This is a genomic window from Rhodococcus pseudokoreensis (assembly GCF_017068395.1).
Classification (GTDB): Bacteria; Actinomycetota; Actinomycetes; order Mycobacteriales; family Mycobacteriaceae; genus Rhodococcus_F; species Rhodococcus_F pseudokoreensis.
Genome location: NZ_CP070619.1, coordinates 2,667,353 through 2,691,973, shown reverse-complemented (window position 1 = coordinate 2,691,973; position 24,621 = coordinate 2,667,353). Strand labels below are relative to the sequence as shown.

Genomic DNA, 24,621 nt, shown 5'->3' with positions numbered 1-24,621 from the left:
CGCCGGTGACCTAATCGGCGGAGTCGGACTCGGTGTCGGTGGCGGGCCCCGCGGGGGTTGCGCCGCCTTCGCCGCTCCAGTCGGCGCCGGAACCCTTGTCGTCCTCGGCCGGATCGGACATCACGTCCTTGTCCGCGCCGGGGGCGCCGCTGTCGGTGGTCGTGGTCTTCGGTCCGGAATCGTCCTTCGGTGTCATGTCCGACGAATACCCCGACGTCGGGGTGTGCCAATCAGACGCTCGCAGGTCCACAGTGCGAAAAGCCCCGTCGGGGATTGGCAGGTGAACAATACTTCGACGTAGTGTTCCCCGGGTTATCGACGATGAAGGAGTGGAACTGTGGCGCGCAAAGTTGTTGTCGAACGCATCGACGACATCGACGGAACTCCGATCAAGGACGGTAAGGGGGAGACCATTCCGTTCTCAGTCGACGGCGTCGACTACGAGATCGATCTGAAGATCAAGAACGCCAGGGAATTCCACAAGACTCTCGAGTTCTACATCGAGCATGCAACTCGGGTCGGGGGCAGGAAGCGCCGGTCGACCACTGCGGTGGATCCGTCGCAGGGCCGTGGGCAGGCGAAGGAGATCCGGGAATGGGCGACGGCGCAGGGCTATGAGTTGTCCGCGCGCGGCCGTATTCCCGCCCAGATCGAGGAAGCGTACAACGCGGCGCACTGAGATCGCGTCGTCGCGGGTGGTCGAACAACGCCCCCAGCCACCCCCGACCGGGTTGGCTGGGGGCGGCCTCGGACGCGGCCGTCAGTATCGCCGCGCTGCGTGAAATGACATGGAGTTCAAGGCCACTCGCGTGACCGGCCGACCCGGAGCCGGGGCGTGGACGATGGTGTCGTCGCCCGCATAGATCCCGGCGTGGCCGCCCCCGTAGAAGAGGACGACGTCACCGGGCTGCAGGTCGTCCCGATCGACGGCGGTTCCGTGCAGGAGTTGCTCGTAGGTGGTGCGCGGAACCGATACGCCCGCCTGTTTGTACGCCCACTGGACGAGACCGGAGCTGTCGAACGCGCTGTGGTCGCCGGCGCCGCGGGTGCAGGCGACGCCGATTCTGGTGGTGGCGGCGCGCAGGGCGTGGCGTCCCGGCCGTACCGGATCGGCGCGAAACGTCTGAACCAGATGAAGCCCGTGGTTTCCGGTGTGAGGGTTCATGCCGTCGGTACTCCAGTGCGCTCGGTGTGGTGTCGCGTCTGCGGGGCGCGCTCTGATTACAGGGTGACCCCGACACGGGCGGGGCGCACCGGCCGAATTACCTGGATATGTGCCTGTCTTCCCGCGCTCTGCCGCCGGGTTCGTGGGTCGGCGGCAGAATCATTCGATACGGTCGGTTTGATACTCGCGAGTAGTGCAACGCACCCTTTAACGTCGAGCGGGCGCGTGTCAAGAGGAAAAAGTCCGCTATGTCCTGTGGGCTGGGATGGAGGAAGGCGGACGATGACGATCCGACAAACCGCGAACTGTGCCTTCGGCGTCGCGCGCCTGGCGTTCGATGCAGCGGCCGCCGTCCTGTCCGTTGCCGTGGCCGTACCGGTCGCCTTCGTCGCGGGCGAGGCGAGAACGATGGCCCACACGGCGCGAGGCGACATCACGCCGGCCCCCGAAAATTCGGATCGGGAGCACGTGCACGACCTGGGGACAGTCGTCGAACTGAGCTAGCCGGCACGGCGGGAACGGCGCAGCCGGAGCCGGGCGTACGTGACGACTGCCAGCACACAGCTGATGAGCACCAGCATGGCGATGCTGAGCAGCCACCACGACGCGGCGTGCTGCCACAGTGTGTCGGGCTCGGTGCCGGTGGCGTTGGTGCGCAGGTCGACCGTCGAGGCGGCGGCCGCGAACCCCCAGCGGGACGGGAAGAGCCACGACAGCTGTTCGAGGACCTTGCGTCCGGTGATGGTGATCAATCCTCCGCACATCACCAGCTGCACCATGATCGTGACCACCAGCATCGGCATCACCTGCTCGTTGGAGCGCGCCACCGAGGACAACGCCAAACCGACGAGGACGCAGGAACAGGTGGTGACGGCGATGTCCACGATCAGTTCGACGGAGCCGGAGGGAATCAGGCTGCCCTGGCCGGGAAAACCCTTGCCCACGAACACGATCACCACCATGATCACCGACTGCACGATCGCGGCGGCGCAGAACACGACGATCTTCGCCGTCAGATAGGCGGACGGGAGCAGCCCGGCGGCACGTTCGCGGTGATAGATCATGCGCTCGCCGACCAGGTCACGGATGGTCAGCGAGCAGCCCATGAACGCGGCGCCGAGGATCAGCACGACCAGGATCTGGGTGAGTTCGCCGGACTCGTCGAGGCCGGACGGGCCGAACCCGGTGTCGCCGGGCACGAGCACCGCGAGCCCGCCGAGCACGAACGGCAGCAGGGACAGGAAGATCAGGTACCCGCGGTCGGCGCGGATCAGCCGAACCTGGCGGCGGGCGACGGTGCTCAACTGCTTGCGCCGCGAGGTGTGCGCCGGACTGCCGAGAGGTCCCGGCGGGCTCGGGGCAGGCACCTCCACCGACGGGCGGGTGGCACGGTATTCGGCGAACACCCCGTCGGGGTCGGCCGCGACCCGGGCGAAGATGTCGGCCCAGTCGGTGCTGCCGAGTGCGGCCCCGACCCGGTCCGGCGGGCCCACGTACGCGGTCTTGCCGCCCGGTGCCAGGAGCAGCACCTGATCGCACATCTCGAGGTATGACAGCGGATGGGTGACGATCACGACGACACGGCCCGAATCGGCGAGCCGGCGCAACGTCGCCATGATCTGCCGGTCGAGCGCGGGGTCGAGGCCCGACGTCGGTTCGTCGAGGATCAGCAGGGACGGGCCGGTGAGCAACTCCATCGCGACGGACGCACGTTTGCGTTGTCCGCCGGACAGCCGGTCGACCCTCGTGTCGGCGTGTTCGGACAGTTGCAGTTCGTCGAGAACCGTCGCGATCACCTCCTCACGGTCCTCCCGGCTGGTGTCCGGCGGCAGTCTCAGCTCCGCCGCGTAGCCGAGCGCCTGCCGGATGGTCAACTGGCGGTGCACGACGTCGTCCTGGGGGACCATCCCGATGCGGGAGCGCAGCACCTGGTATTCGGCGTGCACGCTGCGTCCCTCGAACTCGACCACGCCCTCCGTGGGTCGTTCCGAGCCGGAGATGATGGTGGCCACCGTGGTCTTGCCTGCGCCGGACGGGCCGATCACCGCGGTGAGGCTGCCCGGCTGGGCGGTGAACGTGACGTCCTCGAGCAGGCGCCGCCCGCCTTCGATGGTGAGTCCGACGCCGTCCACGCGCAGACCGCCCGCGGTCGGAGCCACCACCCGCCGGGGAACGAGTTGCCCGTCCCGCACGCCGAAATCGGTGTTGCCGATCGTGACGACGTCGCCGTCGGTCAACTGCGCGCGCGACACCCGCGCGCCGCCGACGAACGTTCCGTTCACGCTCCCCAGGTCGTCGATCTCGAGGCCGGACGGCACGTGGTGGACGATCGCGTGATGGCGTGAGGCCAGCACGTCCTTGACGACGATGTCGTTGTCGGGCGAGCGCCCCACCGTGAGCGATCCCGCCGGAGTCTCCTCGTGCGGTGCCGCGGTCGGGGCGCTGGGTGTCCCGACGCTGATCGTGGACTCGTCCCATCGGGCGCCCACGTCCTGTCGCGTCGCGTCCGGATCCTCGATCGAGAGCCGCACGACCGGACCCTCGGTCGCGTCACCCAGTCGGACGCGGACGGGGCTCGTGACGGGAACCTTCTCGCGTCGCTCACCGTCGACGTAGATCCCGTTCTTACTGCCGGAGTCGACGAGCTGCCAGCCGTCGTCCCAGGTGAGCTGCGCATGTTCGCGGGACACCACGGGGTCGACGATCGTGACCTCCAACTGCGGATCCCGGCCGATGCGGACGGCTTTGCCCGCGCTGTGGGTCGTGCGGCCGTGATCGGTCTCGACCACGACCCGCGGGTGCTCTGTGTTCGCCCGGTCGTCCATCGCCACGGCCTCCGGTCAGCGTCATCGGGCGTTAGAGCGTCGACTCCTCCATGGTCGCACGCACTCCCCGGGCCGCGTGGGCAGAACGGATACTCCCGAACCCGGGGCCGCAAGTGAGGAACACTGGGCCCGGTGAGTACGTCCCTGGCGAATCCCGGTGTCGGACTGGCCGTGCTGTGCACCGTGATGGTCGTCTGCGCGGCCGGGGTCTACCGCTTCACCCGGCTCGGTAGTCCACTGGTCGTGCCCGCCGCGGCGATCCGGGGCGCCGCGCAGCTCGCCGCGGTGTCGCTGATCCTGGCCGCCGCTCTCGCCCAGTTGTGGTCCTCGATCCTCGTGCTGGTCGTAATGTTCGCGGCGGCGGTGGGAACGTCGGCTCGGCGCGCGAGAGCCGGACGGTCCGCGTTGTGGCTGGCGTTGTCGCTCGCGGCGGGAGTGGGCATCGTGCTGCCGTTGATGCTGGTGAGCGGGGTGGTCCCGCTCGAAGGTGTCGCTCTCGTTCCCGTCGGCGGGATCGTGCTCGGCGGCGCGATGACAGCCACCTCCCTCGCGGCGCGGCGCGGGCTCGATGCGGTCGAACAGCGGTGGGGCGAGGTGGAGGCGGGGCTCAGTCTCGGACTCAGCGTCCGCGACGCCCGCCTGGAGGTGGTCCGGTCCGCCGCCTCCGACGCGTTGCTTCCGGGGCTCGACCAGACCCGGACCGTCGGGCTGGTCACCCTGCCCGGGGCGTTCGTCGGGGTGCTGCTCGCCAGCGGTTCCGCCGTCCAGGCCGGCGCCGTCCAGATTCTCGTACTGGTAGGGCTGCTGCTCGCACAAACCTGCGCGGTGGCCGTGACGATCGAACTGGTGGCCAGGGAGGCCGTCCGCCGACCACGAGAGCACGCCGTGCCCACCTGAAAGCTGCGGCCACGGCCTCTGTCTGGCCCGAACCCCGGTCGATCCTGTGGCCGGTCCCGCATACTGGGCGGTGGTCGGTCCCTGCTGACGAGGCGGTGTCGTGTGGTGCATCCCGAGGTATTAGTGGTCGGAGCGGGTCCCGTCGGACTGACGGCGGCGATCGAACTGCGCAGGCGAGGTGTCGCCTGCCGCATCATCGATCCGCTGCTCGAGCCGCCGCAGTACGCGAAGGCGGTGGGAATCCAGCCACGCACCCTCGAAGTGTTCGAGAGCATGGGCGTGCTGCGGAACATCCTGGACGCGTCGATCGAGATGCTCGGGCAGATCGTGTACGTCAACGGCGACGAGGTCGCCCGGCTGGACTTGTCGCTCCCGGCGGACATCCCGTTCGCATTCATCGGGTTGCCCCAGTACGAGACCGAACGCATCCTCACCGAACACCTGGCCACGTTCGGCACCACGGTCGAACGCGGAACCCGGCTGACGGCGTTCGAACAGGACGACGACGGCGTCGTCGCCACGGTGACCGGGTCGGATGGCGACGAAACTGTCCGAACGCAGTACCTTTTCGGCTGCGACGGCGCGCACAGCGTGGTCCGCAAGGGTCTCGGTCTCACCTTCGAGGGCGGTGCGTTCGTCGAGCAGTACATGCTCGGCGACGTCGAGGTCGACTGGGCGATGCCGCGCGGCTACGGAATCCGGTCGATGCATCAGACGGACGGCGAGACCGACGACCTGCTCGTGTGCATTCCGCTGCCCGGGCGCCGTCGCTACCGGATGTCGATGCTGGTGCCCAGCGATCTCGCAGGCACCGGAACTCCGGCGGCCGACAAGATCGCGCACGGCTTCGAGGCCGGACCGGCACCCGAGCTGAGCCACATCCAGGCCGTGCTCGACCGGCTGTCGCCCCAGCCGACGCGGGCGTCGAACCTTCGCTGGTCGTCCGTCTTCCGGATCAGCCACCGCATCGTCGACTCGTACGGGCGCGGACGGGTGTTCGTCGCGGGCGACGCCGCGCACATCCATCCGCCGACCGGTGCGCAGGGCATGAACACCGGCATCCAGGACGCCCACAACCTGGCGTGGAAGGTCGCGCTGGCGGTGTCGGGTGCCGCGGCCCCCGATCTGCTCGACAGCTACGACGCCGAGCGGCGGCCCGTCGGGGAGGAGGTGGTGGGACGCACGGTGCGCAGCGCCCGGGAGGGGATCGGGGCGGGATCCTCGGACCCCGACTACGTGATCCGCCGCGAGGCGCAACTTCTCATCAGCTACGCGGACAGTCCGATCGTCGGCCGGCCGGAGTCGAACGCGGCACTCGTGCCCGGCAGCCGGGCACCGGACGCCCGAGGGCTGACGCGCACCACCGTCGCGTTTCCCCTCCGGCTGTTCACGTTCCTCGCGGGACCGAACCACACGCTGCTGCTGTACGCCGACGACTCGGTCGACGCGCGCGGGCTGGAACTGCTCGAGGCCGCCGCGACGTCGGTGGCCGCGGCGACCGGCGGACGCGTCGACACGTACCTCGTCGCGTCGCCTGCCGCCGAGGTCGGGGAAACGGTGCTGCCGCTGATCCGGGACCGCGACGGCGAGTTCGCCCGCGCCTACGGCGCAGAGGGTTCCGCCGCGTTCGTCGTCCGCCCGGACGGCTATCTGGGATTCCGGCAGAGTCCGGTCGCCGTCGACGGCCTCACGGAGTACCTGAAGCCGACTTTCCGCTGATCTCGGCGGTCATGGGCAGGCCGCGCCGGATGTCACCCGGCGCAGGCTTGCCGAGCGGTGCCCCGGCCCGGGTGGCCGAATCCAGCAGCCACGGCACGCTCGTGACCATCACCCCGGACGTGAACAGCAACCGGCCCTTGAGGCGCAGTGCATTCTGGTTGTGCAGCAGGTGTTCCCACCAGCGACCGACCACGTATTCGGGGATGAAGATGGTGACGACTCCGCCGGGGACTCGTTTCCGGACGGATTTCACGTATCCCACGATGGGTGCGGTGACTTCGCGGTAGGGCGATTCGAGGACCTTCAGTGGCACCGGAATCTCGTATTTCTCCCACTCCCGCTGCAGCTTTGCGGTGTCGGCGCCCTGCACGGTGACGGCCTCGAGCGTCGTCGGATGGGTGGCGCGGGCGTACGCGAGGGCCCGGGCGGTGGGTTTGTTGAGCACGGACACCAGCACGATGGTGTGCACCTGGGAGGGGAGGGTGAAGCTGTCCTCGTCGACGACGAGGAGCGCCGCGATCCGGTCGTAGTGCCGCCGCACCCCGCGCATCAGGAAGAACAGGATCGGCATCGCGATGACCACCAGGTAGGCGCCCTCGGTGAACTTCGTGATCGTGACGATGACCAGGACGGTGCCGGTGAGGACGGCGCCGGTGCCGTTGAGTGCCCGCCTGCCGCGGATACGACGCCGTTCGCGGGAGTCGGATTCGGTTGCCAGCACACCGTTCCAGTGCCGGACCATGCCGGCCTGGCTGAGGGTGAAGGACGTGAACACACCGAGGATGTACAGCTGGATGAGGTGGGTGACGGACGCCTCGAACAGGACGATCAGTCCGCCCGCCGTCACCGCGAGGAGCACGATACCGTTGCTGAACGCCAACCGGTCGCCGCGAGTGTTGAGCTGGACGGGAAGGTAACGGTCGCGGCCGAGCACCGACGCGAGCAGCGGGAAGCCGTTGTAGGCGGTGTTCGCGGCGAGCACGAGGATCAGCACGGTCGCGGCCTGCACGTAGAAGAAGCCGAAGTTGGTGGTGCCGCCGAACACCGCGGCCGCGATCTGGGCGATGACGGTGCGCTGCGGGTCGGTCTCGCAGTTTCCGGCGAACCCGATCAGATCGCACGGGTTCACCGCGACGTGCACCTTGGCGACGATGGCCAGCGCGGTGATTCCCGCGAACATCACGATGGCCGTCGCCGCCATCGCCATGAGGGTCTTCGCGGCGTTGGCGCTCTTCGGTTTACGGAACGCGGGCACCCCGTTGGAGATCGCCTCGACCCCCGTCAGCGCGGTACATCCGGACGAGAACGCGCGCAGCGCGAAGAACACGAGGGCCAGACCGGTCAGCCCGGACAGTTCCGGTTCGATGGTGTAGCCGGCACTTTCGGCGACGGGCGTCGAACCCGCCGCGACGCGGATGAACCCCGTCACGATCAGGATCATCACACCGGCGATGAACCCGTACGTCGGGAAGGCGAACGTGGTTCCCGATTCGCGGATCCCGCGCAGGTTCATCACCGTCAGCAGCACCACGAACGCCACGGCCAGCGCCACCCGGTGCGTGTTCAGGGCGGGCACCGCCGAGATCAGATTGTCGACGCCGGCCGAGACCGACACCGCCACCGTCATCACGTAATCGATGAGCAGAGCGGACGCCACCGTCAGGCCCGCGGACGGGCCGAGATTCTTGGTGGCCACCTCGTACGAGCCGCCCCCGCTGGGATACGCGTACACCACCTGGCGATACGACAGGGCGACGACCGCGAGAAGCACCACGACGCCGACCGCCAGATACGGTGTGAGATAGAAGTACGCGAGACCGCCCAGCGACAGGATCAGCAGGATCTCCTGCGTCGCATACGCGACGGACGACAGGGGGTCGGAAGCGAAGATCGGCAACGCCAGACGTTTGGTCAGCAACTGCTCCCCGAGATCGTCACTGCGCAGCGGGCGTCCCAGAGCCAGCCGCCGGACCGCTCGAACGAGAGCCACCACCAGTTCAGCGTAGAACCGCGGCGGGGTGCGGCGCGGGTTTTCGCTCTCAGGCCGCGCCGCACCCCGCCGGAGGGCTACACGTACGCCGGCCGGCGTGTGGCGCCGGGTGCCCGGGTGCGCTGCCGCTCGAGAACCTCGGCCCGCGCCTCGTCGTCGGTGGCGAGGTCGACGATCGCCGCGGCCAGGGCGTAGGCCCCGTCGACGATGGCGTCGTCGGCGCCCGGCGAGATCGCGTCGGCCGCGAAATCCGCTGTGTGCGGCGCGGCCGTCGAACCCATCACCCCGATCAACGGGTGGATCGACGGGAGGGCCTGGGAGACATTGCCCATGTCGGTCGATCCGCCGCCGAGTGCGCCGCCGTTCAGCGGTGTCATCACCCGGCCCCGATGCCCGAGGGCCGCGTCGAAACGGTCGGCGAGGAACGGGTGCTGGACGAGGGGCTCGTAGATCGGGTCGACAGGGGTGACGGCGTAGCTGCATCCGGTGGCCGTCGCGGCGCCGTCCACGCAGGCGAGCACCCTCTTCTTCAGGTCGCCGGTCTCCGCGAGGTCGAAGGAGCGCACCTCGGCCTCGACGACCGCGGTCGCCGGAATGATGTTGGAGACGTCGCCACCGGACAGCGTGACGGCGCTGACACGCACGGTGTCGGGCAGGTGCTGCCGCAGCAGTCCCACGGCCACCTGCATGACCGTCGCCGCGTCGCCCGCGTTGATCCCTGCGCTCGGCGCGGCCGCCGCGTGCGACGCCCGCCCGGTGAACTCGACCCGGAAGCGGTCGCGGGACTGCGACGTGCTCCCCGCGGTGGGCACGACGATGCCGGGACCGGGGTGGACCATCAGCGACACCGTCGCGTCCTCCCAGGCGCCGGCCTCCAGCATGTGGGCCTTGCCCGCACCCTTCTCCTCGGCAGGCGTCCCGAGAAGCTTGACCCGGATGCCGAGCTCGTCCGCCACCCGGGACAGCGCGATCGCCGCCCCCGCTCCGGCAGTCGCGATGATGTTGTGGCCGCACGCGTGCCCGATGCCGGGGAGGGCGTCGTACTCGGCGCACACCACGACCGTCAGCTCACCGCTGCCGTACGTGGCCTCGAGGGCGGTGTCCTGCCCCCATACGCCCACGTCCACCGCGAAACCGGCATCGCGGAGCAGGTCTGCGACGAGCGCCGCCGAACGATGTTCCTCGAACGCGAGTTCCGGGTGGGCGTGCAGGTCGTGGCTCGTGGCGACGAGGCGGTCGCGCCATTCGAGGACGGTGTCCTCCACGCGTCGCGTCAACTTCTCGGCGACTGCGTTCGGGCTGCCGGAGACGTCGATGTCGCCGGCAATTGCGGTGTCGGTCATGAACTTTCCTTTCTTCTGGAGGGAACGGTGATCACGCCTCGGCGGGCGCGGCGGCAGTGACGGTGGGCGCAGGGTGGTCGGCGGCGGGTCCGCGTGTCACCACCGCGAGGCCGGCGACGGCGAGGGAGAGCAGCCCGCAGATCACCCACACCGCTTGGTACCCCGCCTCGCTCGTGATCACGGAACCGCCGTCGAGCGTCGCCGTGAACCCGGACATCACCGCCGTGAAGCTGGCGCCGGCGATGGCACCGGCGACGGTGCGGGCACTGTTGTAGAGGCCCGATGCGATGCCGACCGAGTCCCGTGGCGCCCGTGCCACCACCACGTTGGGGAGCGCGGAGATGATGATGCCGTTGCCGAGACCGGACACGACGAGCCACACGAGGACGCTGACGGTGTCCGAGTGCAGCACCGTGAGCAGGGCGTACCCCAGTGCGGCGGTGACAGCGCCGACGATGACGGCGGTGACGTCGCCGACCCGCGCACCGAGCCGCGGTCCGGCGAACGTGCCGGCGAACGCCGCGATCGACGCGAACACGAGGACCAGCCCGATCAGCGACGACGACAGGCCGAGCCCGAATCCGGCCGCCGCCGGGTCGGTGCCGACGAAGAGTGCGATCGGGGTCTGGCTGCCGAACAACTGGGCCCCGAACAGGGCCGCGAGCAGGATCGGCAGCCCGACACCGGCACGGCCGGAGAGCATCGCGAAATCGACCAGCGGCGAGGACACCCGCCGCTCGAGCACCACCCACAGCGCGAGAAGCGTGCCGCCGAGCAGGAGACCGCCCAGCACCGGCCCCGACGCCCACCCGAACCTGTTGCCCGTGCTGATCGCGAACAACGCGAACGCCAGCCCCGCCCCCAGGAGAATCGCCCCGGCCCAGTCGAGGCGGCCCGACGTGCGCGCCGTCGTTTCGGGGACGAAGAACACCACGACGACGAGCGCGAGCGCCATGAGCGCCGCCGGAACGAGAAGCAGCACAGTCAGACTCAGGAACGATGCGAGGACCCCGGACAGGACCACTCCGACGCTGGCGCCGAGCGTGAGCCCGCCGACCAGCAAACCGATCGCTTTACCGGACTGCTCCCCGGCGCGCTCACGCACGATCGCGAACTCGAGCGGCAGGAACGCCGCGAGTGCGCCGGTGATCGCCCGGCCCAGGATGAAGATGCCGTACGTCGGGGCGAGCGCCGACACGACGCTGCCGACCGTGACCATCGCCGTCGCGAAAACGAGCATCCGCTTGTGTCCGTACTGGTCGCCCATCTTGGCGAGCAACGGCACGAGGACCGCGGTCGCGAGCAGATAACTCGTCTGCACCCAGTTCAGGTCGGCGGGACCGACCGAGTACTTCTCACCGATCGCCGAGAGGACCGGACTGAACCATGCCTGGAGGAATCCGCTCGACAGTTCCATGGCGAAGAGGAACCCGACGAAGCCGGCCGCGGCGCCGAGACGCCGGTCGGAACCGGCGCCGGTGGGAATGGGGGATCGGAGTGCTCCCATGTATGACCTCCAAGGTTGCGGGCCGCCTCGAAAGGCGACATGACAATATGAGCGAAACGACCGAATCGATGCGTCCGAGTGTTGGGTCAGTGAGTTTCTGCGGAGTAAATGCGCAGAAGTTGACGCTGAGGAGGTACTGATTTGCAGGAGAAGACGCCCACCGAGGACGAACTTCGACTAATCCACGCGTTGCAGGTGTGGCCGCGGGTGCCGTGGTCGCAACTCGGGCCGATCCTCGGGGCCGACCCGGTGACACTCGCGCGACGGTGGTCCGGGCTGAGTGAACGGGGCATGGCCTGGGTGACGGCCCAGCCGCCGATGTCCGAGGCCGCGCGCGGCGCGATCGTCGAGGTCGAGTGCGTCGCCGGGTCGATCGACGCGGTGATCACCGAGTTGTCCCAGGACACCGAGTGCATGTCGATCGACGTCGCCTCGGGTGGTCGCGACCTGATCCTCACCGTCGGCTGCCCCGACCCGACAGCGTTCAACCGGTATGTCGTGTCCCGCGTCGCGGGTATCCCCGACGTCCGCACCGTCCGCACGCACCCGGTGATCACCGCGATCTCCGGGGCATCGCAGTGGCGTCTGCGCGCCCTCGACGCCGACGAGTCGAGCGCGATCGACGCCGCCCGACGCCGGGACGCCGCCCGGCTCTCGGCAATGTTCGCCCGTCCGCCGGTCGCCGAACGCGACATCATCTCCATCCTGTCCCGCGACGGTCGTGCGACCACACGGACCGTCGCCGAGGCGCTCGGGACCTCCACGCGGCGGGCACGCGAACGGCTGAGCGCGACACTCGCTTCGGGTGCTTTCGAATTCCGCACGGACATGCCGCGCTGGGCCTCGGGGTATCCCGTCTGCGCGTGGTACTTCCTCCGGGTTCCCGCCGCCCAGATGGCGAGGGTCGGCGCCAACCTGAGCGGGCTGCCCGCGGTGCGGACGGTGTTGTCGGTGGCCGGGCCAGCCAACCTTCTGGTGTCGGTGTGGTTGCGCGGACTCTCCGACGTCGAAGGGCTCGAAGCTGTCGTCGAGCAGAAACTGCCCGCGGTCAGCATCCTCGACCGGTGCCTCGTTCTCGGCGTCCGCAAACGCATGGGCCGGGTCTTCGACGAGGCCGAGTTGCCCATGCAGTAAGCGACTGTGATCGCGCTCACATCCGGGACGGCCGGGAATTGATCGCAGGGTTGGCACGTTAGTTGAGTGAGTAACGCTCAACTTATAGGAGGCTGAGGAATGCCAGCATTCTTCGGGCCGGAGGGCCCAGGTCGCATCGACATCAGTCGGCTCATGAGCCGCTCCACCCAGGAGCTCATGGCTGCGGCTGCCCGCTTCGCCGCAGGTCGTGGCGACGCGGAACTCGATGCACTCCACGTTCTGCGCGTCATGACAGAACACGACCCCGTCACGTCCCTGATGCGCCGCGCAGGCGCCGACACGGCGGCCGTCGCCGATGCCGTCGAACTGCGACTGCCTCAGGGCCGCGATACGTCCGGCTTCGCGACACCCGCACTGAGCGGTGCGCTGAAGACCGCGCTCCTCGAGGCGCACCAGCTCGCGCGCGCTCTCGGTTCCACCTACATCGATCCCGAGCACCTCTTCCTGGCGCTCGCCGCGGATCAGGACCACGCCGCCGGCCGCCTGCTCGCGTCCGAGGGCATCACCCCGGAACGCTTGCAGACCGCAGTGCAGGGCGGGTCGGTGGAGGAGTCTCCGGACTCCGAGACCCCCACGCTCGACAAGTACGGCTTCGACCTCACCGAACGCGCACGCGGCGGCGGAGTCGACCCGGTGATCGGGCGCGCCGACGAGATCGAGCAGACCATCGAGATCCTGTCGCGCCGCACCAAGAACAACCCCGTGCTGGTCGGTGAGGCCGGCGTCGGCAAGACGGCGGTCGTCGAGGGCCTGGCCCAGCGCATCGTCGACGGCGACGTCCCCGACCGCCTGACGGGTAAGCGCATCGTGCAACTCGACCTGTCGAGCATGGTGTCGGGCACCCGGTACCGCGGTGACTTCGAGGAACGCCTGGGCAAGGTGATCGACGAGATCTCGGCCCACTCGGACGAGCTGATCGTCTTCATCGACGAGGTGCACTCCATCGCCGGTGCCGGTGGCGGCGCCGACGGTGCGATGGACGCGGGCAACATCCTCAAGCCGAAGCTCGCCCGCGGTGAACTGCACATCGTCGGTGCGACGACGCTCGACGAGTACCGCAAGCACATCGAGAAGGACCCGGCGCTCGAACGGCGCTTCCAGCCGGTGACGGTGGCGGAGCCGAGCGTCGAGGATGCGGTAGCGATCCTGTCCGGTCTGCGTGACCGGTACGAGGAGCATCACGGTGTCCGCTACACCGACGAGGCGATCACGGCCGCCGTCGAACTGTCGGCCCGCTACGTCGGCGACCGCTTCCTGCCGGACAAGGCGATCGACCTGATCGATCAGGCCGGTGCCCGGTTGCGGCTGCGGATGCCGAGCGTCGACGTCGAGGCCCTGCGGGCGAAGCTCGCGGAACTCGAACAGGCCAAGGAGCAGGCCGTCGCCGACGAGCAGTACGAGAAGGCGTCGAGTCTGCGCGACGAGGCCACGGCGGTCCAGGCCCGGATCGACGGGAAGTCCGTCGGCGCGTCCGACGCCGCGCCCGAGGTGACGGCCGAGCAGATCGCCGAGGTCGTGTCGCGGGCCACCGGAATCCCGGCCAGCCAGATGACGGAGGAGGAGAAGGAACGTCTCCGCCGGCTCGAGGACGAACTGCATCGCCGGGTCGTCGGCCAGGACGATGCCGTGAAGGCGATCGCCCGGGCGGTGCGCCGCAGCCGCACCGGCATGAACGATCCGGACCGTCCCGTGGGCAGCTTCCTGTTCCTCGGACCGACGGGTGTCGGCAAGACCGAACTCGCGAAGGCGCTGGCCGCCACACTGTTCGGTGACGAGAACAAGATGCTGCGGCTCGACATGAGCGAGTTCGGTGAACGTCACACGGTCAGCAGGCTCGTCGGCGCTCCTCCCGGCTACGTCGGATACGGGGAGGCGGGGCAGCTCACCGAGCAGGTCCGGCGGAATCCGTACTCGGTGATCCTGCTCGACGAGATCGAGAAGGCGCACCCCGACGTGTTCAACACGCTGCTGCAGGTGCTCGACGACGGTCGGCTCACCGACGGTCAGGGCCGGACGGTGGACTTCAAGAACACCGTCCTGATCATGACCAGCAACCTGGGGTCCGACATCATCTCCAGCAAGTCGGGTGCGCTGGGCTTCAGCACCGGTGACGCGGAGGCGTCGGAGAAGCCGCTGCGGGATCGGGTGATGGGCCGGCTGCGCGAGTCGATGCGTCCGGAGTTCCTGAACCGGATCGACGAGATCGTGATCTTCCGCAAGCTCGACACCGATCAGCTGCACCGGATCACCGACCTGCTGTTGGACGACAGCAGGAAGCGGCTGCAGTCCAAGGGCATCGAGATCTCGTTCAGCGACGCCGCGGTCGACTGGATCGCCGAGCACGGACATCAGCCCGAGTTCGGGGCGCGCCCGTTGCGCCGGTCGATCCAGCGGGCCGTCGACGATCGGATCGCCGATCTGCTGCTCGACGACATCCTGGTCGAGGGTGGCAGCATCGCGGTCGGCGTGGCCGACGACGAGTTGGACCTCGTGGTCGGCTGATCCCCCACGTGAGTGGCAAAGTGTGCTCCGGCACGCTTTGCCACTCACGTGTGTGGGTAGCCCGACTATCGTCGTGGGTATGCGAGCGGAAGACGGCGAATTGACCTCCAAACACCAGCCGTTGCTGGTGCTGAGCAAGATCACGGAGATCCTCGATGCCTTCAGCCTGTCGCGTCCGTCGATGACGCTGGGCGAGATCCACCAGGCCACGGGCCTGCCGACGTCGACGGTCCAGCGTTTGGTCAGCAACCTGGTGGCGCAGGAATTCCTCGACCGGTCCGGCGACCAGATCCGGATCGGCGTGAAGATGGCGTTCTGGGCGGCGACGGCCACCAAGGGACTCGACGTGCTGGCCGTCGTCACACCGGTGCTGAAGGAGATCCGCGACGCCACCGGTGAGACCGCCAGCTTCTTCCGGGTCGAGCAGGGCTACCGCGTGTGCGTGGCCATCGCGGAGACCGAGCACGCCCTGCGACGGAACATGTACGTCGGAAAGATCGTCCCCCTGCCCGCCGGGTCGGCGGGCCGGGTGCTGCTCGCCTGGAACCCGGACCTCACCGAACAGGTCCTCGCCGGACCCATCGAGCCGATGACGGAGGGCACCGTCACCGACACCTCGGTGCTGCGCGACCTGATCCACCAGGCGCGGGCCGACGGGTACGCGATCACGGCGGGGGAGCGGGAGGACAGCGCTTCGGGATTGGCTGCGCCCGTGTTCGATTCGTCCGGTGACGTGCTCGGCGCGCTGGCGATCAGCGGGCCGACCCTCCGCATGCCCCGCGAACAGTGCGAGAAGTGGGTGGACCTGCTCGTCGGCAGCGCCGAGCAGGTCACCCGGACGCTCGGCGGCCGCTACCCGTCGTGAGGCGTGCTCGTGCTTCACGACGGGTAGCGGCGTCCGTCACGACGTCCACGCCTCCGGGTTGACCGGGTGCGGTGGGATCCGGTTCTGCGCCATGGCCACCGCGTTTTCGGCGCACAGCCGCGCCATCTCGGACCGTACGGCGACGGTGGCGCTGCCGACGTGGGGGAGCAGCACGGTGTTCGGCAGTTCCGCGAGCCCGGGTGCGAGCGCGGGCTCGTCCTCGTAGACGTCCAGTCCGGCCCCGGCGATCTCCCCGGATTTCAGGGCGTCGACGAGGGCGGCCTCGTCGACGACGGGACCGCGCGCGGTGTTGACGAGGATCGCCGTCGGCTTCATCGCGTGCAGCACGTCCGCGTCCACCAGGTGCCGGGTCTGCTCGTTCAGCGGAACGTGCAGGGACAGGAAGTCGCTGGTGGTGACGAGGGTGTCCCAGTCGGTGTGGGTGACGCGTCCGGCGAACTCGCCGAGTTCGGCGTCCGGCACCGGCCGGTCACCGGGAGGCCGCGGGCAGAACAGCACCTGCATGCCGAAGGCCAGTGCCCGGCGGGCGGTGGCGCGGGCGATCCGCCCGAACCCGGCGAGTCCGAGCGTGCTCCCCGAAACATCCTGGCCGAGTAGCAGGTTCGGTTCCCATCCGGTGAACTTGCCGGAACGGACGAACGTGTCGGCCTCCACCGCCCGGCGCGCGGTGGCCATGATCAGCAGCATCGCGACGTCGGCGGTGGCGTCGGTGAGCACACCCGGGGTGTTGCCGACGAGGATCTTGTTGGCGGTGGCCGCACCGATGTCGACGTTGTTGAACCCGACCGCGTAGTTGGAGATCCCGCGGATCTTCGCGGCGGCGAGGAGGTCGGCGTCGAAACTGTCGCGTAGTTGGGACACCACCACGTCGTAGTCGCCGGACAGGCAGACCTCCCGCAGCCGGGCGGCGTCCGGAAGTTCCTCGGGCAGTTCGACGCTGCCCGCGGCGCGCAGCAGCGTGAGGGCGGGTTCGGGGATCGGGGTGGTGACGTAGAACCGGGCGCCGCTCATCGGCCGCCGCCGATGACCCACTCGAACGCGGAAGCGTTGGAGCGCGCGCCCTGCGCGGCCTTGGACCGATTGGCCTCGCCGAGTTCGGCGAGGGTCTTCTCGGACAGTTCCACCAGCGAGCCGAACGTGGTGGGGTTCAGCCAGTCGGGGCGGGTGGCGAACAGCAGGTCCTCGCTGGCGGTGTTGCCGCTGGCGCCGGGCGCGAACGGGCAGCCGCCGAGCCCGCCGAGTGCGCCGTCGACGGTCATCGCGCCCGCCGCGACCGCGGCGAGACTGTTCGCGACCCCCAGACCCCAGGTGTCGTGACCGTGGAAGACGATGCCGCGTTGCGGGGTCTCGAGCCGGACCCGGGAGACGAGGGAGTACACCTCGGCCGGGACGGCCTGGCCGAGGGTGTCGCAGACGACGACGTCGACGGCGCCGTGGGCGCGCGGATCGTTGGCGATGTCGATCACCCGCTGCTCCGGCACCCGGCCCTCGAACGGGCAGGTGAACGACGTCGCGATGCACAGTTGGATGCTGCCCCCGACGTCCTGCGCGAGTTCGATCGCGGCGGGCATCGCGGCGAGACTGTCCTCGGTGGACCGGCCGATGTTCGCCTGGTTGTGGGAATCGGACGCGGAGAAGCAGTACTGAAAATGGCGTGCGCCCGCGGCGGCGGCCTTCTCCACGTGCCGGGGCGTGGCGACCCACACCCAGCAGTGCTCCAGTTCCTCCGGGGTCAGCTCCGAGATCACCTCGACGGTGTTCGCCATCGGCGGGACGAGGTCGGGGCGGGCCATCGACCCGATCTCGAGCGCGGGCACGCCGAGTTCGAGGAGTCGTCGCGCGATCTCGAGCTTCCGGGCGGTGGGCAGCATCTTGCCGGTCAGCTGCAGTCCGTCGCGCAGGGTGACGTCGCGGAGCAAGGCGCGTGATTCGAAGGATTGCGTCATGAGATGTCACCTACCGTGTCGTTGACGAGGGAGTCGATCTGTTCCGGGGTCTTGCCGAGCAGCGTCTCGAGGACCTCCCGGGTGTGCTCGCCGAGGTCCGGCCCGACGTTGCGGATCGGCAGCGACTGTCCGCCGATCACCGGGACGATGCCGGGGAACCCGACCTGCTTCGGCTCGGCCTCGCCGGTGTCGACGGTGAACTGCTGAATCATGTTGCGGGCCGCGTACTGGTCGTCGCTGCAGATGTCGGCGGCGGTGTTGATCGGACCCGACGGCACCCCGGCGGTGTCGAGGATCTTCAGCGCGTCGTCGCGGGAGTACTGGATGGTCCACTCGCCGATCGCGGCGTCGAGTTCGTCGCGGCGGGCCCAGCGTCCGGCGTTGGTGGACAGGTCCGGGTCGGCGCCGAGGTCGGGGCGGCCGATGGTGTCCATGTAGCGCTGGAAGATGGCGTCACCGTTGCCGGCGATGATGATGCTGTTGCCGTCGTTGCAGGTGTACGCGTTCGATGGCGCGATGCCCTCCATGCGGCCGCCGACGCGTTCGCGTTTGATGCCGTACGCCAGGTAGTCGGGGATCAGCGATTCCATCATCGACAGGATCGATTCGTTCAGCGCGACGTCGATGATCCGATGCGGCAGGGGCGGGCCCTGCGTCCCGGCGACCTTCGCGGCCTCGCGCTGGAACAGCGCCATCACCGCCCCGAACGCCGCGTAGAGTCCGGCGATCGAATCGCCGATCGACACCCCGACCCGCACCGGCGGCCGGTCCGGGTCGCCGACGAGTTCGCGGAATCCGCCCGCGGCCTCCGCGACCGCGGCGAACCCCGGCCGTTGCGACATCGGGCCGGTCTGCCCGAACGCCGAGATCCGTGTGATCACCAGGTCCGGATTGGCCTCGTTCAACGCGTCCGGTCCGATCCCCCACTTCTCCAGGGTGCCGGGCCGGAAGTTCTCCAGCAGGATGTCGCAGTGGGCGGCGAGGTCGAGGACGAGTTGCCTGCCCTCCTCGGTGCGCAGGTCCAGCACGATCGACTTCTTGTTCCGGTTGATCGTGCGGTACAGCATCGAGGTGTCGCCGGAGTACAGGCGCCAGTTGCGCAGTTCGTCGCCGGTCTTCGGGCGCTCCACCTTGATGACCTCGGCGCCGAAGTCGGCGAGCATCCGGCCCGCCGTCGGTGCGGCGATGTAATTGCCCAGCTCGAGTACCCGAACGCCGTCGAGAGGTCGAATGGTGTTGTCGGAGAACATGGTGATCCTTAACTGATAGTGACGCTCAGAGAACGAGGCTCATGGGCAGGACGAGCAGTATTGCGACGACCGATGCCACCGATACTCCCACCGAACACGTCTTCAGCGTGCCTCGTGTGGTCTGACCCATCAAGGACTGCAGCAACCAGAAGGTGTTGCTCGTGACGTGCACCGCGAAGAGGGAGCCGGCGCCGGCCGCGAGAGCGATGAGGACCGGGTCGAGTCCGAGGGTGGGGGCGATGGGCGCGAGGATGCCCGCGGCGGTGATGGCGGAGATCGTCACCGAGCCGACAGCGATGTGCAGGACGGCGGCGATCACCCAGACCATCAGCAGCGGAGCGGCGTGATTGGCGGTGAAGTATTTGCCGAGGATGTCGCCGAGGCCGACCGCGGCGATGGTCGCGGCGAGGGATCCGCCGACACCGGTGAGGATGAGGATCTGGCCGCTCTCGCTGAACCCGCTGGCGATCGCCTTCTGGACGCGGTGCTGGCCGATGCTGAACCGGCCGACGAAGCTGGTGCCGATCAGTCCGATCAGCAACGCGATGAGCGGCTCCGACACGAACGAGACGACCGGATTGCTGATCTCGGCGATGTCCAGGATCGCGCCGGTCGCGATGAGCAGGAGGGAGAAGAGCAGCGGAGCGAGGAGCAGGATCAGCGGACGGTCGTGCTTGGTGTCCTCGGTGGTGACGGTCGCGGCGCGTTGCGCCTGGGCGACACCTCCGCCGGCGTCCGGCCGAGGGGTGCTGCCACCGGCGCCGTCGGTCCAGTCCTCTTCCTCGTCGTCGACGACCGTCTGATGGAAGTGCTCCTCGTCCTTGTCCGGGTTCCACCAACCACGGGTGAACAGGAACGACATGATCGCGACCGAGATCGCGACGGTCGGGATCACCAGGATCAGCCCGAAGATCAGCATCTTGCCGAGCGGCACACCGAGCAGTCCGGCCAGGGCGAGGGCGCCGACGCCGGGAACCATGAGGACGATGCCGCACTCCAGGCCGATGGCGAGGGCGGTGGCCATGCGGGCCGTCCCGACCCGGCCGACCTTCGGAGCGAGGTTGCGGGCGAGCGGCGCCGAGATGACGAGCAGGACGTCGAGGAAGATGGACTGCAGCAACGTCGCGATCGTCAGCGACATCGCATAGGGCATTCGTTTCGGCCCGAACACCCGGAGAAGCGTCCCGACCAGGCGCTGGATGGCGCCCATTTCCTTCAGCATGGCGCCCATCAGGACGCCGAAGGCGATCAGAAGTCCCACTTCGGCCATGATGTCGCCGAAACCGGTGCTGATGACTTCCACCGTCTTGGCCGTGCCGAGTCCTGTCGTGAGTCCGAGGTACGCGGATCCGACGACCAGCGACACCACGGGGTTGAACTTGAAACGCACGATCATCAGCACGACCGCCGCTACGGCGACCGTGGTGTTGATCAGGATTCCTACGTCTGACATGTGCGCGTCCTTCGAGGAGGCGGGCAGTGACTGGTGTCACAGGTACACCCATATTATGAGCACACACTCACGATATAAGCAATGCCGTCCGTGCGCCTTTCTGGTTGACGCCGGAAACGCACTCGTTCTCACGACCATCCGCGGGAACGCCCGGCACCACGTCGACCACGACGCCACCGCGGACACACCGGCCGGCGACACGTTCGTCGCCGACTGCAGCCGAATCGACTACCTCGTCGAGTTCTCCCCGGATCACGTGCAACTCAATCTCACGATTCCCCACCGGGTGCTCGCCGACACGGCGGTGCGCTGGTGGGGATTCGATCCGGGAGATGTTCTCTGGCAACGCAAATGCGCCGTCGGGGGCGACGGCCTCCGGCCCCGTGAGTGGCTGACGAGTCCAGGGACTCCCTAACCACTCACGGGCGGCGGAGCCGCCTACAGCCAGCCGTGGGACTCCGCCGCACGGACGGCCTCGGCGCGGGTGCTGGCGCCGGTCTTGCCGATCGCCGACGACAGATGGTTGCGCACCGTGCCCGCGGAGAGAAACAGTGCGGCCGCGATGGAGGCGACCGGCGCACCGTCCCGCGCCGCCCGCAGCACGTCGGTCTCCCGGTCGGTGAGCGGCGATTCCCCGCTGACGAGGCTGTCGGCGGCGAGGGTGGGATCGACGACGCGCAGTCCCGCGTGGACCCGGCGCACGGCGTCGGCGAGTTGCCGGGCCGGGGTGTCCTTCACGACGAATCCCGACGCCCCCGCCTGCAGGGCCCTGCGCAGGTAGCCGGGACGGCCGAACGTCGTCACGATCAGGACGCGAGTCTGCGGCACCTCGGCGCGCAGTGCCGCCGCGGCGGCGATCCCGTCGAGGCCGGGCATTTCGACGTCGAGCAGCGCGACGTCGGGGGAGTGCTCGCGGGCCGCGGCGACCACCTCGTCGCCGCGCCCGACCTCCGCGACCACCGTCAGGTCCGGTTCGAGGTCGAGCAGGGCGGCGAGGGCGCCGCGGACGAGTGCCTGGTCGTCGGCGAGCAGCAGCCGGATCGTCACGGGACCTCTTCTTTCAGCACGTGCAACGAGAATCCTCCGGGTTGCGGGTGGGTGATGACGACCCGTGCTCCGGCCGCGGCGGCGCGCTCCCGGAGGCCGACGAGCCCGTTTCCGTGGGCGAATTCGCCGCAGCCGGAACCGTTGTCGACGACGGTGACGTCGCGTTCGCCCACCGTGACCGCGCAGTGCGTCGCGCCGCTGTGCCGGACCACGTTCGTGACACCTTCGCGGACGGTCCATGCGAACAGCTCGCGCAACCCGGTGGGTACCGACTCGGTGCTGCCCGGTAGCTCGGCCTCGATCCCGGCCGCCCGCAACGCCTCCCCGGCCCGGGCGATCTCCATCGGCAGCGACAGTCCCCGGATTCCCTGCACGGCCTGCCGGACGTCCGCGAGGGCATCGCGGGAGAGACGTTCCAGGTCCGCCACTTCCGTGCGGGCCCGGTCCAGGTCGATGTCGAGGAGCCGGCCCGCGAGTTCGGCCTTGACGGTGATGACGGTGAGGGAGTGCCCGAGGATGTCGTGGAGGTCGCGGGCCATCCGGGTGCGTTCCTCCTGCACCGCGAGCCGTTCGCTCTCCTCCCGTTCCCGGACCAGTTCGATGTTGCGGTTGATCAGCTTGGTCACCCCGAACATCGCGAACGCCGCCGCGCACACACCCAGCGACAGCCCGGTGCCCGACCCCCAGTCCATCGCCGTGGAGATCACCTCCACCAGCACGGCGATCGCGAGGGCGGTGATGCCGCCGAGCCAGGCGGGCAGCAGGATGATCGCCGACACCGCGAGGAAGACGGCGGCGGACAACCCCGACGCCCCCACGGCCAGGGTCATGACCGCCGCGAGCGCGAACAGCGCCACCATGACCGGCAGCGCCTCGTTGAGGGGCGGCCGAAACTCGTTGTGCGCGCGGCGGGTATGCGACCACCGGAACATCGCGAGGTACGTCACCGCGAACGCGAGCGTGGCGATCATCCCGACCCAGCCGCGGACGTGACCGCGGTCGGCCCAGCCGTCGAGGAACGGCTGGAACAGGAAGACCGTCCACGCGGCGGCGAAGATGAATCCGAAACGGCCCCATCGTCTGGTCACGACGGGGCCGTCCGGGGTGGTCACGGAAGTCACGATACCGCCGTCACACTCGCTCGGTGTCGCGCTGGAACCGCCACACCGCGCCGCCGACGAAGATCGCCAGCCACACCGCGACGTTCACGGCCCACGTCCACTGCATCGCGTCGCCGGTGAGCGGTGCGTGCACGAGTTGGCTGAGCCCGTACGTGGGCATGAACTGTGCGATCGACGCCCACACCGAGCCGTCCTGCAGCGGCATGAACAGGCCGCCCGCGAAGCCGAGCACGGCCAGCCCGGGGCCGAGGATCTGCATGACGTTCTCGCTGGGCAGCAGGTATCCCATGAACAGGCCGAATGCCGCGAACACCGCGGAGCCCAGCCAGGTGATCAGGGCCGTCGTGAACCACAGGGACGTGTCCATGTGGACGGACGTGAACGCGCCCACGAGATAGACGACGCCGACGGCCGCGAGCCCGAGCGTCATCGCGACCAGCACCTTGACGAGGATGTAGACCCCCGGGGACAACGGGGTGAGCCGCAACTGCCGACTCCACCCGGACGCCCGCTCCACCGACACCATCGCGCCGCCGCTCGTCGTCGCGATCATCGCGCCGTACAGCGCCATGCTGATCATCACGTACGCAGAGACGTTCCCGTTGCCCGCGCTCTCCCCCGAATAGCTCGGGTTCAGCCCGAAGATGAGGAAGAACACGACCGGCATCACGAGGGTGATGATCATCGTGCGCCGATTGCGCAGCAGGCGTCGCAGTTCGAGTCCGAGGAGGGTGGTGTTGAGCCCGCCGAGCGGGGGAACGCGGCGGTGGGCGGCGAGGGTGGTCACGAGGTCGGTCCTTCCGTGGCGGAATCGTCGGAGGTGAGCGCGATGAACGCGTCTTCGAGTCCCCGGGAGACGATTTCGAGGTCGCTGGCGGGTGTCCGGGTGAGCAGATGGCGGGCCACGGCGTCGGTGTCCGTCGAGTGGATCAGGACGCTGTCGCCGCGCACCTCGATGCTGTCGGCGCCGGGAATCGCGAACAGCTGTTCCCGGTCAGCGCCCGGGAAGTGGGCGCGGACGGTGCGTCCTGCGGCCAGCGCCTTCACCTCGGCCGCGGTGCCGTCGGCGACGACTTTTCCCTTGCGCACCAGCACGATCCGGTCGGCATACGCGTCGGCCTCCTCGAGATAGTGCGTCGCGAAGACGACCGTCCGGCCGCTGTCTGCGTCGGCGCGGATCGCCGACCAGAAGTCCCGCCTGCCCTCGACGTCCATGCCGGTGGTCGGCTCGTCGAGGATCAGCAGTTCGGGATCGGACAGCAGTGCCATCGCGAACCGCAGTCGCTGCTGCTGCCCGCCGGAGCACTTGCCCACCAACCGGTTTCCGAGATCGGCGATGCCGGCCCGGGTGAGGACCTCGTCGACGGGCCGGGTGTCGGCGAACAGACTCGCGGTGAGCCGGACGGTCTCCTCGACCGTCAGTTCCTTCAGCAGGCCGCCCGTCTGCATGACCGCGGAGACGAGGCCCTTCGCGATCGCGGTGCGCGGATCCGTGCCGAAGACGGACACCTCGCCGGCGGTGGGGCGGGACAGTCCGAGGACCATGTCGACGGTGGTGGTCTTGCCTGCGCCGTTCGGGCCGAGGAACGCGACGATCTCACCGGGCCGGATCTCGAGGTCCAGCCCGCGGACGGCGTGAACGTCACCGAAGTGCTTGTGGACGCCGCGCAGGCTGACTGCCGGAGCCGGCGATGCGGACGCCTGCGCGGAGGTGCGGGGTTCTGTCGATGTCATGCATTCAGCGTGCGATCCGGGCGGCCTGCGACCCTCACACGTCCGTCACGACCTCACCGTGACAAATGTCAGGGGAGGGGG

22 protein-coding genes are annotated in these 24,621 nt (G+C 69.0%); 8 read left to right on the top strand and 14 right to left on the bottom strand.

From position 1 onward, the window contains the following. Positions 1-10: 10 nt before the first annotated feature. Positions 11-196 (bottom strand): hypothetical protein, encoded by a 186-nt coding sequence (locus JWS13_RS17440; RefSeq protein WP_206006752.1) that lies wholly within the window; start codon positions 194-196, stop codon positions 11-13. 141 nt (positions 197-337) lie between these two features. Here JWS13_RS17440 and JWS13_RS17435 point away from each other — a divergent pair, with 141 nt between their 5' ends. Continuing rightward, positions 338-679 carry a histone-like nucleoid-structuring protein Lsr2 gene (locus JWS13_RS17435; protein WP_206006751.1) on the top strand — a complete coding sequence of 114 codons (342 nt, stop codon included), beginning with the start codon at positions 338-340 and terminating at the stop codon, positions 677-679. Positions 680-760: 81 nt separating this feature from the next. Here JWS13_RS17435 and JWS13_RS17430 read toward each other — a convergent pair whose 3' ends face one another. Then, a complete protein-coding gene (locus JWS13_RS17430) occupies positions 761-1,165 on the bottom strand; it encodes a C40 family peptidase (protein WP_206006750.1) in 405 nt (134 codons plus the stop codon). 282 nt (positions 1,166-1,447) lie between these two features. On the opposite strand from JWS13_RS17430, the gene JWS13_RS17425 reads away from it, so the two are divergent. Next, on the top strand, positions 1,448-1,669 hold the full coding sequence (locus JWS13_RS17425) for a hypothetical protein (RefSeq protein WP_087557655.1): 222 nt from the start codon (positions 1,448-1,450) through the stop codon (positions 1,667-1,669). On the opposite strand, the gene JWS13_RS17420 is transcribed toward JWS13_RS17425, so the two are convergent. After that, the gene (locus JWS13_RS17420; protein WP_206006749.1) at positions 1,666-3,990 is read right to left on the bottom strand and encodes an FHA domain-containing protein; all 2,325 of its coding nucleotides are present in this window, start codon (positions 3,988-3,990) and stop codon (positions 1,666-1,668) included. The two genes, JWS13_RS17425 and JWS13_RS17420, sit on opposite strands and share 4 nt — an antisense overlap. 132 nt (positions 3,991-4,122) lie before the next feature. Between JWS13_RS17420 and JWS13_RS17415 the strand changes: the two genes are divergently transcribed. Then, on the top strand, positions 4,123-4,887 hold the full coding sequence (locus JWS13_RS17415; RefSeq protein WP_206006748.1) for an ABC transporter permease: 765 nt from the start codon (positions 4,123-4,125) through the stop codon (positions 4,885-4,887). 102 nt (positions 4,888-4,989) lie between these two features. Further along, positions 4,990-6,606, top strand: a complete 1,617-nt coding sequence (locus JWS13_RS17410) for an FAD-dependent monooxygenase (RefSeq protein ID WP_206006747.1) — start codon at positions 4,990-4,992, stop codon at positions 6,604-6,606. Here the strand turns inward: JWS13_RS17410 and JWS13_RS17405 are convergent. The 3 genes from JWS13_RS17405 to JWS13_RS17395 all read right to left on the bottom strand — a co-directional run bounded on the left by JWS13_RS17405 (position 6,575) and on the right by JWS13_RS17395 (position 11,446). Continuing rightward, on the bottom strand, positions 6,575-8,599 hold the full coding sequence (locus JWS13_RS17405) for an APC family permease (protein WP_206006746.1): 2,025 nt from the start codon (positions 8,597-8,599) through the stop codon (positions 6,575-6,577). The two genes, JWS13_RS17410 and JWS13_RS17405, sit on opposite strands and share 32 nt — an antisense overlap. A gap of 74 nt (positions 8,600-8,673) precedes the next feature. Continuing rightward, the gene (locus JWS13_RS17400; RefSeq protein ID WP_206006745.1) at positions 8,674-9,939 is read right to left on the bottom strand and encodes an amidohydrolase; all 1,266 of its coding nucleotides are present in this window, start codon (positions 9,937-9,939) and stop codon (positions 8,674-8,676) included. A gap of 31 nt (positions 9,940-9,970) precedes the next feature. Then, a complete protein-coding gene (locus tag JWS13_RS17395; RefSeq protein ID WP_206006744.1) occupies positions 9,971-11,446 on the bottom strand; it encodes an MFS transporter in 1,476 nt (491 codons plus the stop codon). A gap of 141 nt (positions 11,447-11,587) precedes the next feature. Here JWS13_RS17395 and JWS13_RS17390 point away from each other — a divergent pair, with 141 nt between their 5' ends. The 3 genes from JWS13_RS17390 (at position 11,588) to JWS13_RS17380 (ending at position 15,968) form a co-directional block, all read left to right on the top strand. After that, a complete protein-coding gene (locus tag JWS13_RS17390) occupies positions 11,588-12,580 on the top strand; it encodes an Lrp/AsnC family transcriptional regulator (RefSeq protein ID WP_206006743.1) in 993 nt (330 codons plus the stop codon). 99 nt (positions 12,581-12,679) lie between these two features. Then, positions 12,680-15,103 (top strand): ATP-dependent Clp protease ATP-binding subunit, encoded by a 2,424-nt coding sequence (locus tag JWS13_RS17385; protein WP_206006742.1) that lies wholly within the window; start codon positions 12,680-12,682, stop codon positions 15,101-15,103. Positions 15,104-15,182: 79 nt separating this feature from the next. Beyond that, a complete protein-coding gene (locus JWS13_RS17380) occupies positions 15,183-15,968 on the top strand; it encodes an IclR family transcriptional regulator (RefSeq protein ID WP_206006741.1) in 786 nt (261 codons plus the stop codon). A 36-nt stretch (positions 15,969-16,004) separates the two neighbouring features. Here the strand turns inward: JWS13_RS17380 and JWS13_RS17375 are convergent, their stop codons facing one another. From JWS13_RS17375 to JWS13_RS17360, 4 genes are read right to left on the bottom strand one after another with little or no spacing between them, the layout of a single operon-like run. After that, positions 16,005-17,000 (bottom strand): 2-hydroxyacid dehydrogenase, encoded by a 996-nt coding sequence (locus tag JWS13_RS17375; RefSeq protein WP_206006740.1) that lies wholly within the window; start codon positions 16,998-17,000, stop codon positions 16,005-16,007. Further along, on the bottom strand, positions 16,997-17,935 hold the full coding sequence (locus JWS13_RS17370; RefSeq protein WP_160098729.1) for a hydroxymethylglutaryl-CoA lyase: 939 nt from the start codon (positions 17,933-17,935) through the stop codon (positions 16,997-16,999). The genes JWS13_RS17375 and JWS13_RS17370 overlap by 4 nt, the downstream gene beginning before the upstream one ends. Beyond that, positions 17,932-19,185: a CaiB/BaiF CoA transferase family protein gene (locus tag JWS13_RS17365; RefSeq protein WP_206006739.1), complete on the bottom strand. Its 1,254-nt coding sequence runs from the start codon at positions 19,183-19,185 to the stop codon at positions 17,932-17,934. Before JWS13_RS17365 ends, JWS13_RS17370 begins: the two co-directional genes overlap by 4 nt. Positions 19,186-19,210: 25 nt before the next feature. After that, a complete protein-coding gene (locus JWS13_RS17360) occupies positions 19,211-20,638 on the bottom strand; it encodes a GntP family permease (protein ID WP_206006738.1) in 1,428 nt (475 codons plus the stop codon). A 55-nt stretch (positions 20,639-20,693) separates the two neighbouring features. Here JWS13_RS17360 and JWS13_RS17355 point away from each other — a divergent pair, with 55 nt between their 5' ends. Further along, on the top strand, positions 20,694-21,053 hold the full coding sequence (locus JWS13_RS17355) for a hypothetical protein (protein WP_241032233.1): 360 nt from the start codon (positions 20,694-20,696) through the stop codon (positions 21,051-21,053). Positions 21,054-21,076: 23 nt separating this feature from the next. Here the strand turns inward: JWS13_RS17355 and JWS13_RS17350 are convergent, their stop codons facing one another. From JWS13_RS17350 to JWS13_RS17335, 4 genes are read right to left on the bottom strand one after another with little or no spacing between them, the layout of a single operon-like run. Further along, the gene (locus JWS13_RS17350) at positions 21,077-21,685 is read right to left on the bottom strand and encodes a response regulator transcription factor (RefSeq protein ID WP_124392651.1); all 609 of its coding nucleotides are present in this window, start codon (positions 21,683-21,685) and stop codon (positions 21,077-21,079) included. Next, a complete protein-coding gene (locus tag JWS13_RS17345) occupies positions 21,682-22,797 on the bottom strand; it encodes a sensor histidine kinase (RefSeq protein ID WP_241032232.1) in 1,116 nt (371 codons plus the stop codon). Before JWS13_RS17345 ends, JWS13_RS17350 begins: the two co-directional genes overlap by 4 nt. A 19-nt stretch (positions 22,798-22,816) precedes the next feature. Further along, positions 22,817-23,593, bottom strand: a complete 777-nt coding sequence (locus JWS13_RS17340) for an ABC transporter permease (protein WP_206006736.1) — start codon at positions 23,591-23,593, stop codon at positions 22,817-22,819. After that, complete coding sequence (locus JWS13_RS17335) at positions 23,590-24,540, bottom strand: ABC transporter ATP-binding protein (protein WP_206006735.1); 951 nt, start codon at positions 24,538-24,540, stop codon at positions 23,590-23,592. The genes JWS13_RS17340 and JWS13_RS17335 overlap by 4 nt, the downstream gene beginning before the upstream one ends. Positions 24,541-24,621: the final 81 nt, after the last annotated feature.

What these genes read in the sequence shown, in the direction of transcription:
- JWS13_RS17440 (WP_206006752.1), bottom strand. Translation starts at nt 196, where the DNA reads ATGACACCGAAGGACGATTCCGGACCGAAGACCACGACCACCGACAGC.
- JWS13_RS17430 (WP_206006750.1), bottom strand. Translation starts at nt 1,165, where the DNA reads ATGAACCCTCACACCGGAAACCACGGGCTTCATCTGGTTCAGACGTTT.
- JWS13_RS17425 (WP_087557655.1), top strand. Translation starts at nt 1,448, where the DNA reads ATGACGATCCGACAAACCGCGAACTGTGCCTTCGGCGTCGCGCGCCTG.
- JWS13_RS17420 (WP_206006749.1), bottom strand. Translation starts at nt 3,990, where the DNA reads ATGGACGACCGGGCGAACACAGAGCACCCGCGGGTCGTGGTCGAGACC.
- JWS13_RS17400 (WP_206006745.1), bottom strand. Translation starts at nt 9,939, where the DNA reads ATGACCGACACCGCAATTGCCGGCGACATCGACGTCTCCGGCAGCCCG.
- JWS13_RS17395 (WP_206006744.1), bottom strand. Translation starts at nt 11,446, where the DNA reads ATGGGAGCACTCCGATCCCCCATTCCCACCGGCGCCGGTTCCGACCGG.
- JWS13_RS17385 (WP_206006742.1), top strand. Translation starts at nt 12,680, where the DNA reads ATGCCAGCATTCTTCGGGCCGGAGGGCCCAGGTCGCATCGACATCAGT.
- JWS13_RS17380 (WP_206006741.1), top strand. Translation starts at nt 15,183, where the DNA reads ATGCGAGCGGAAGACGGCGAATTGACCTCCAAACACCAGCCGTTGCTG.
- JWS13_RS17375 (WP_206006740.1), bottom strand. Translation starts at nt 17,000, where the DNA reads ATGAGCGGCGCCCGGTTCTACGTCACCACCCCGATCCCCGAACCCGCC.
- JWS13_RS17370 (WP_160098729.1), bottom strand. Translation starts at nt 17,935, where the DNA reads ATGACGCAATCCTTCGAATCACGCGCCTTGCTCCGCGACGTCACCCTG.
- JWS13_RS17365 (WP_206006739.1), bottom strand. Translation starts at nt 19,185, where the DNA reads ATGTTCTCCGACAACACCATTCGACCTCTCGACGGCGTTCGGGTACTC.
- JWS13_RS17360 (WP_206006738.1), bottom strand. Translation starts at nt 20,638, where the DNA reads ATGTCAGACGTAGGAATCCTGATCAACACCACGGTCGCCGTAGCGGCG.
- JWS13_RS17355 (WP_241032233.1), top strand. Translation starts at nt 20,694, where the DNA reads ATGAGCACACACTCACGATATAAGCAATGCCGTCCGTGCGCCTTTCTG.
- JWS13_RS17335 (WP_206006735.1), bottom strand. Translation starts at nt 24,540, where the DNA reads ATGACATCGACAGAACCCCGCACCTCCGCGCAGGCGTCCGCATCGCCG.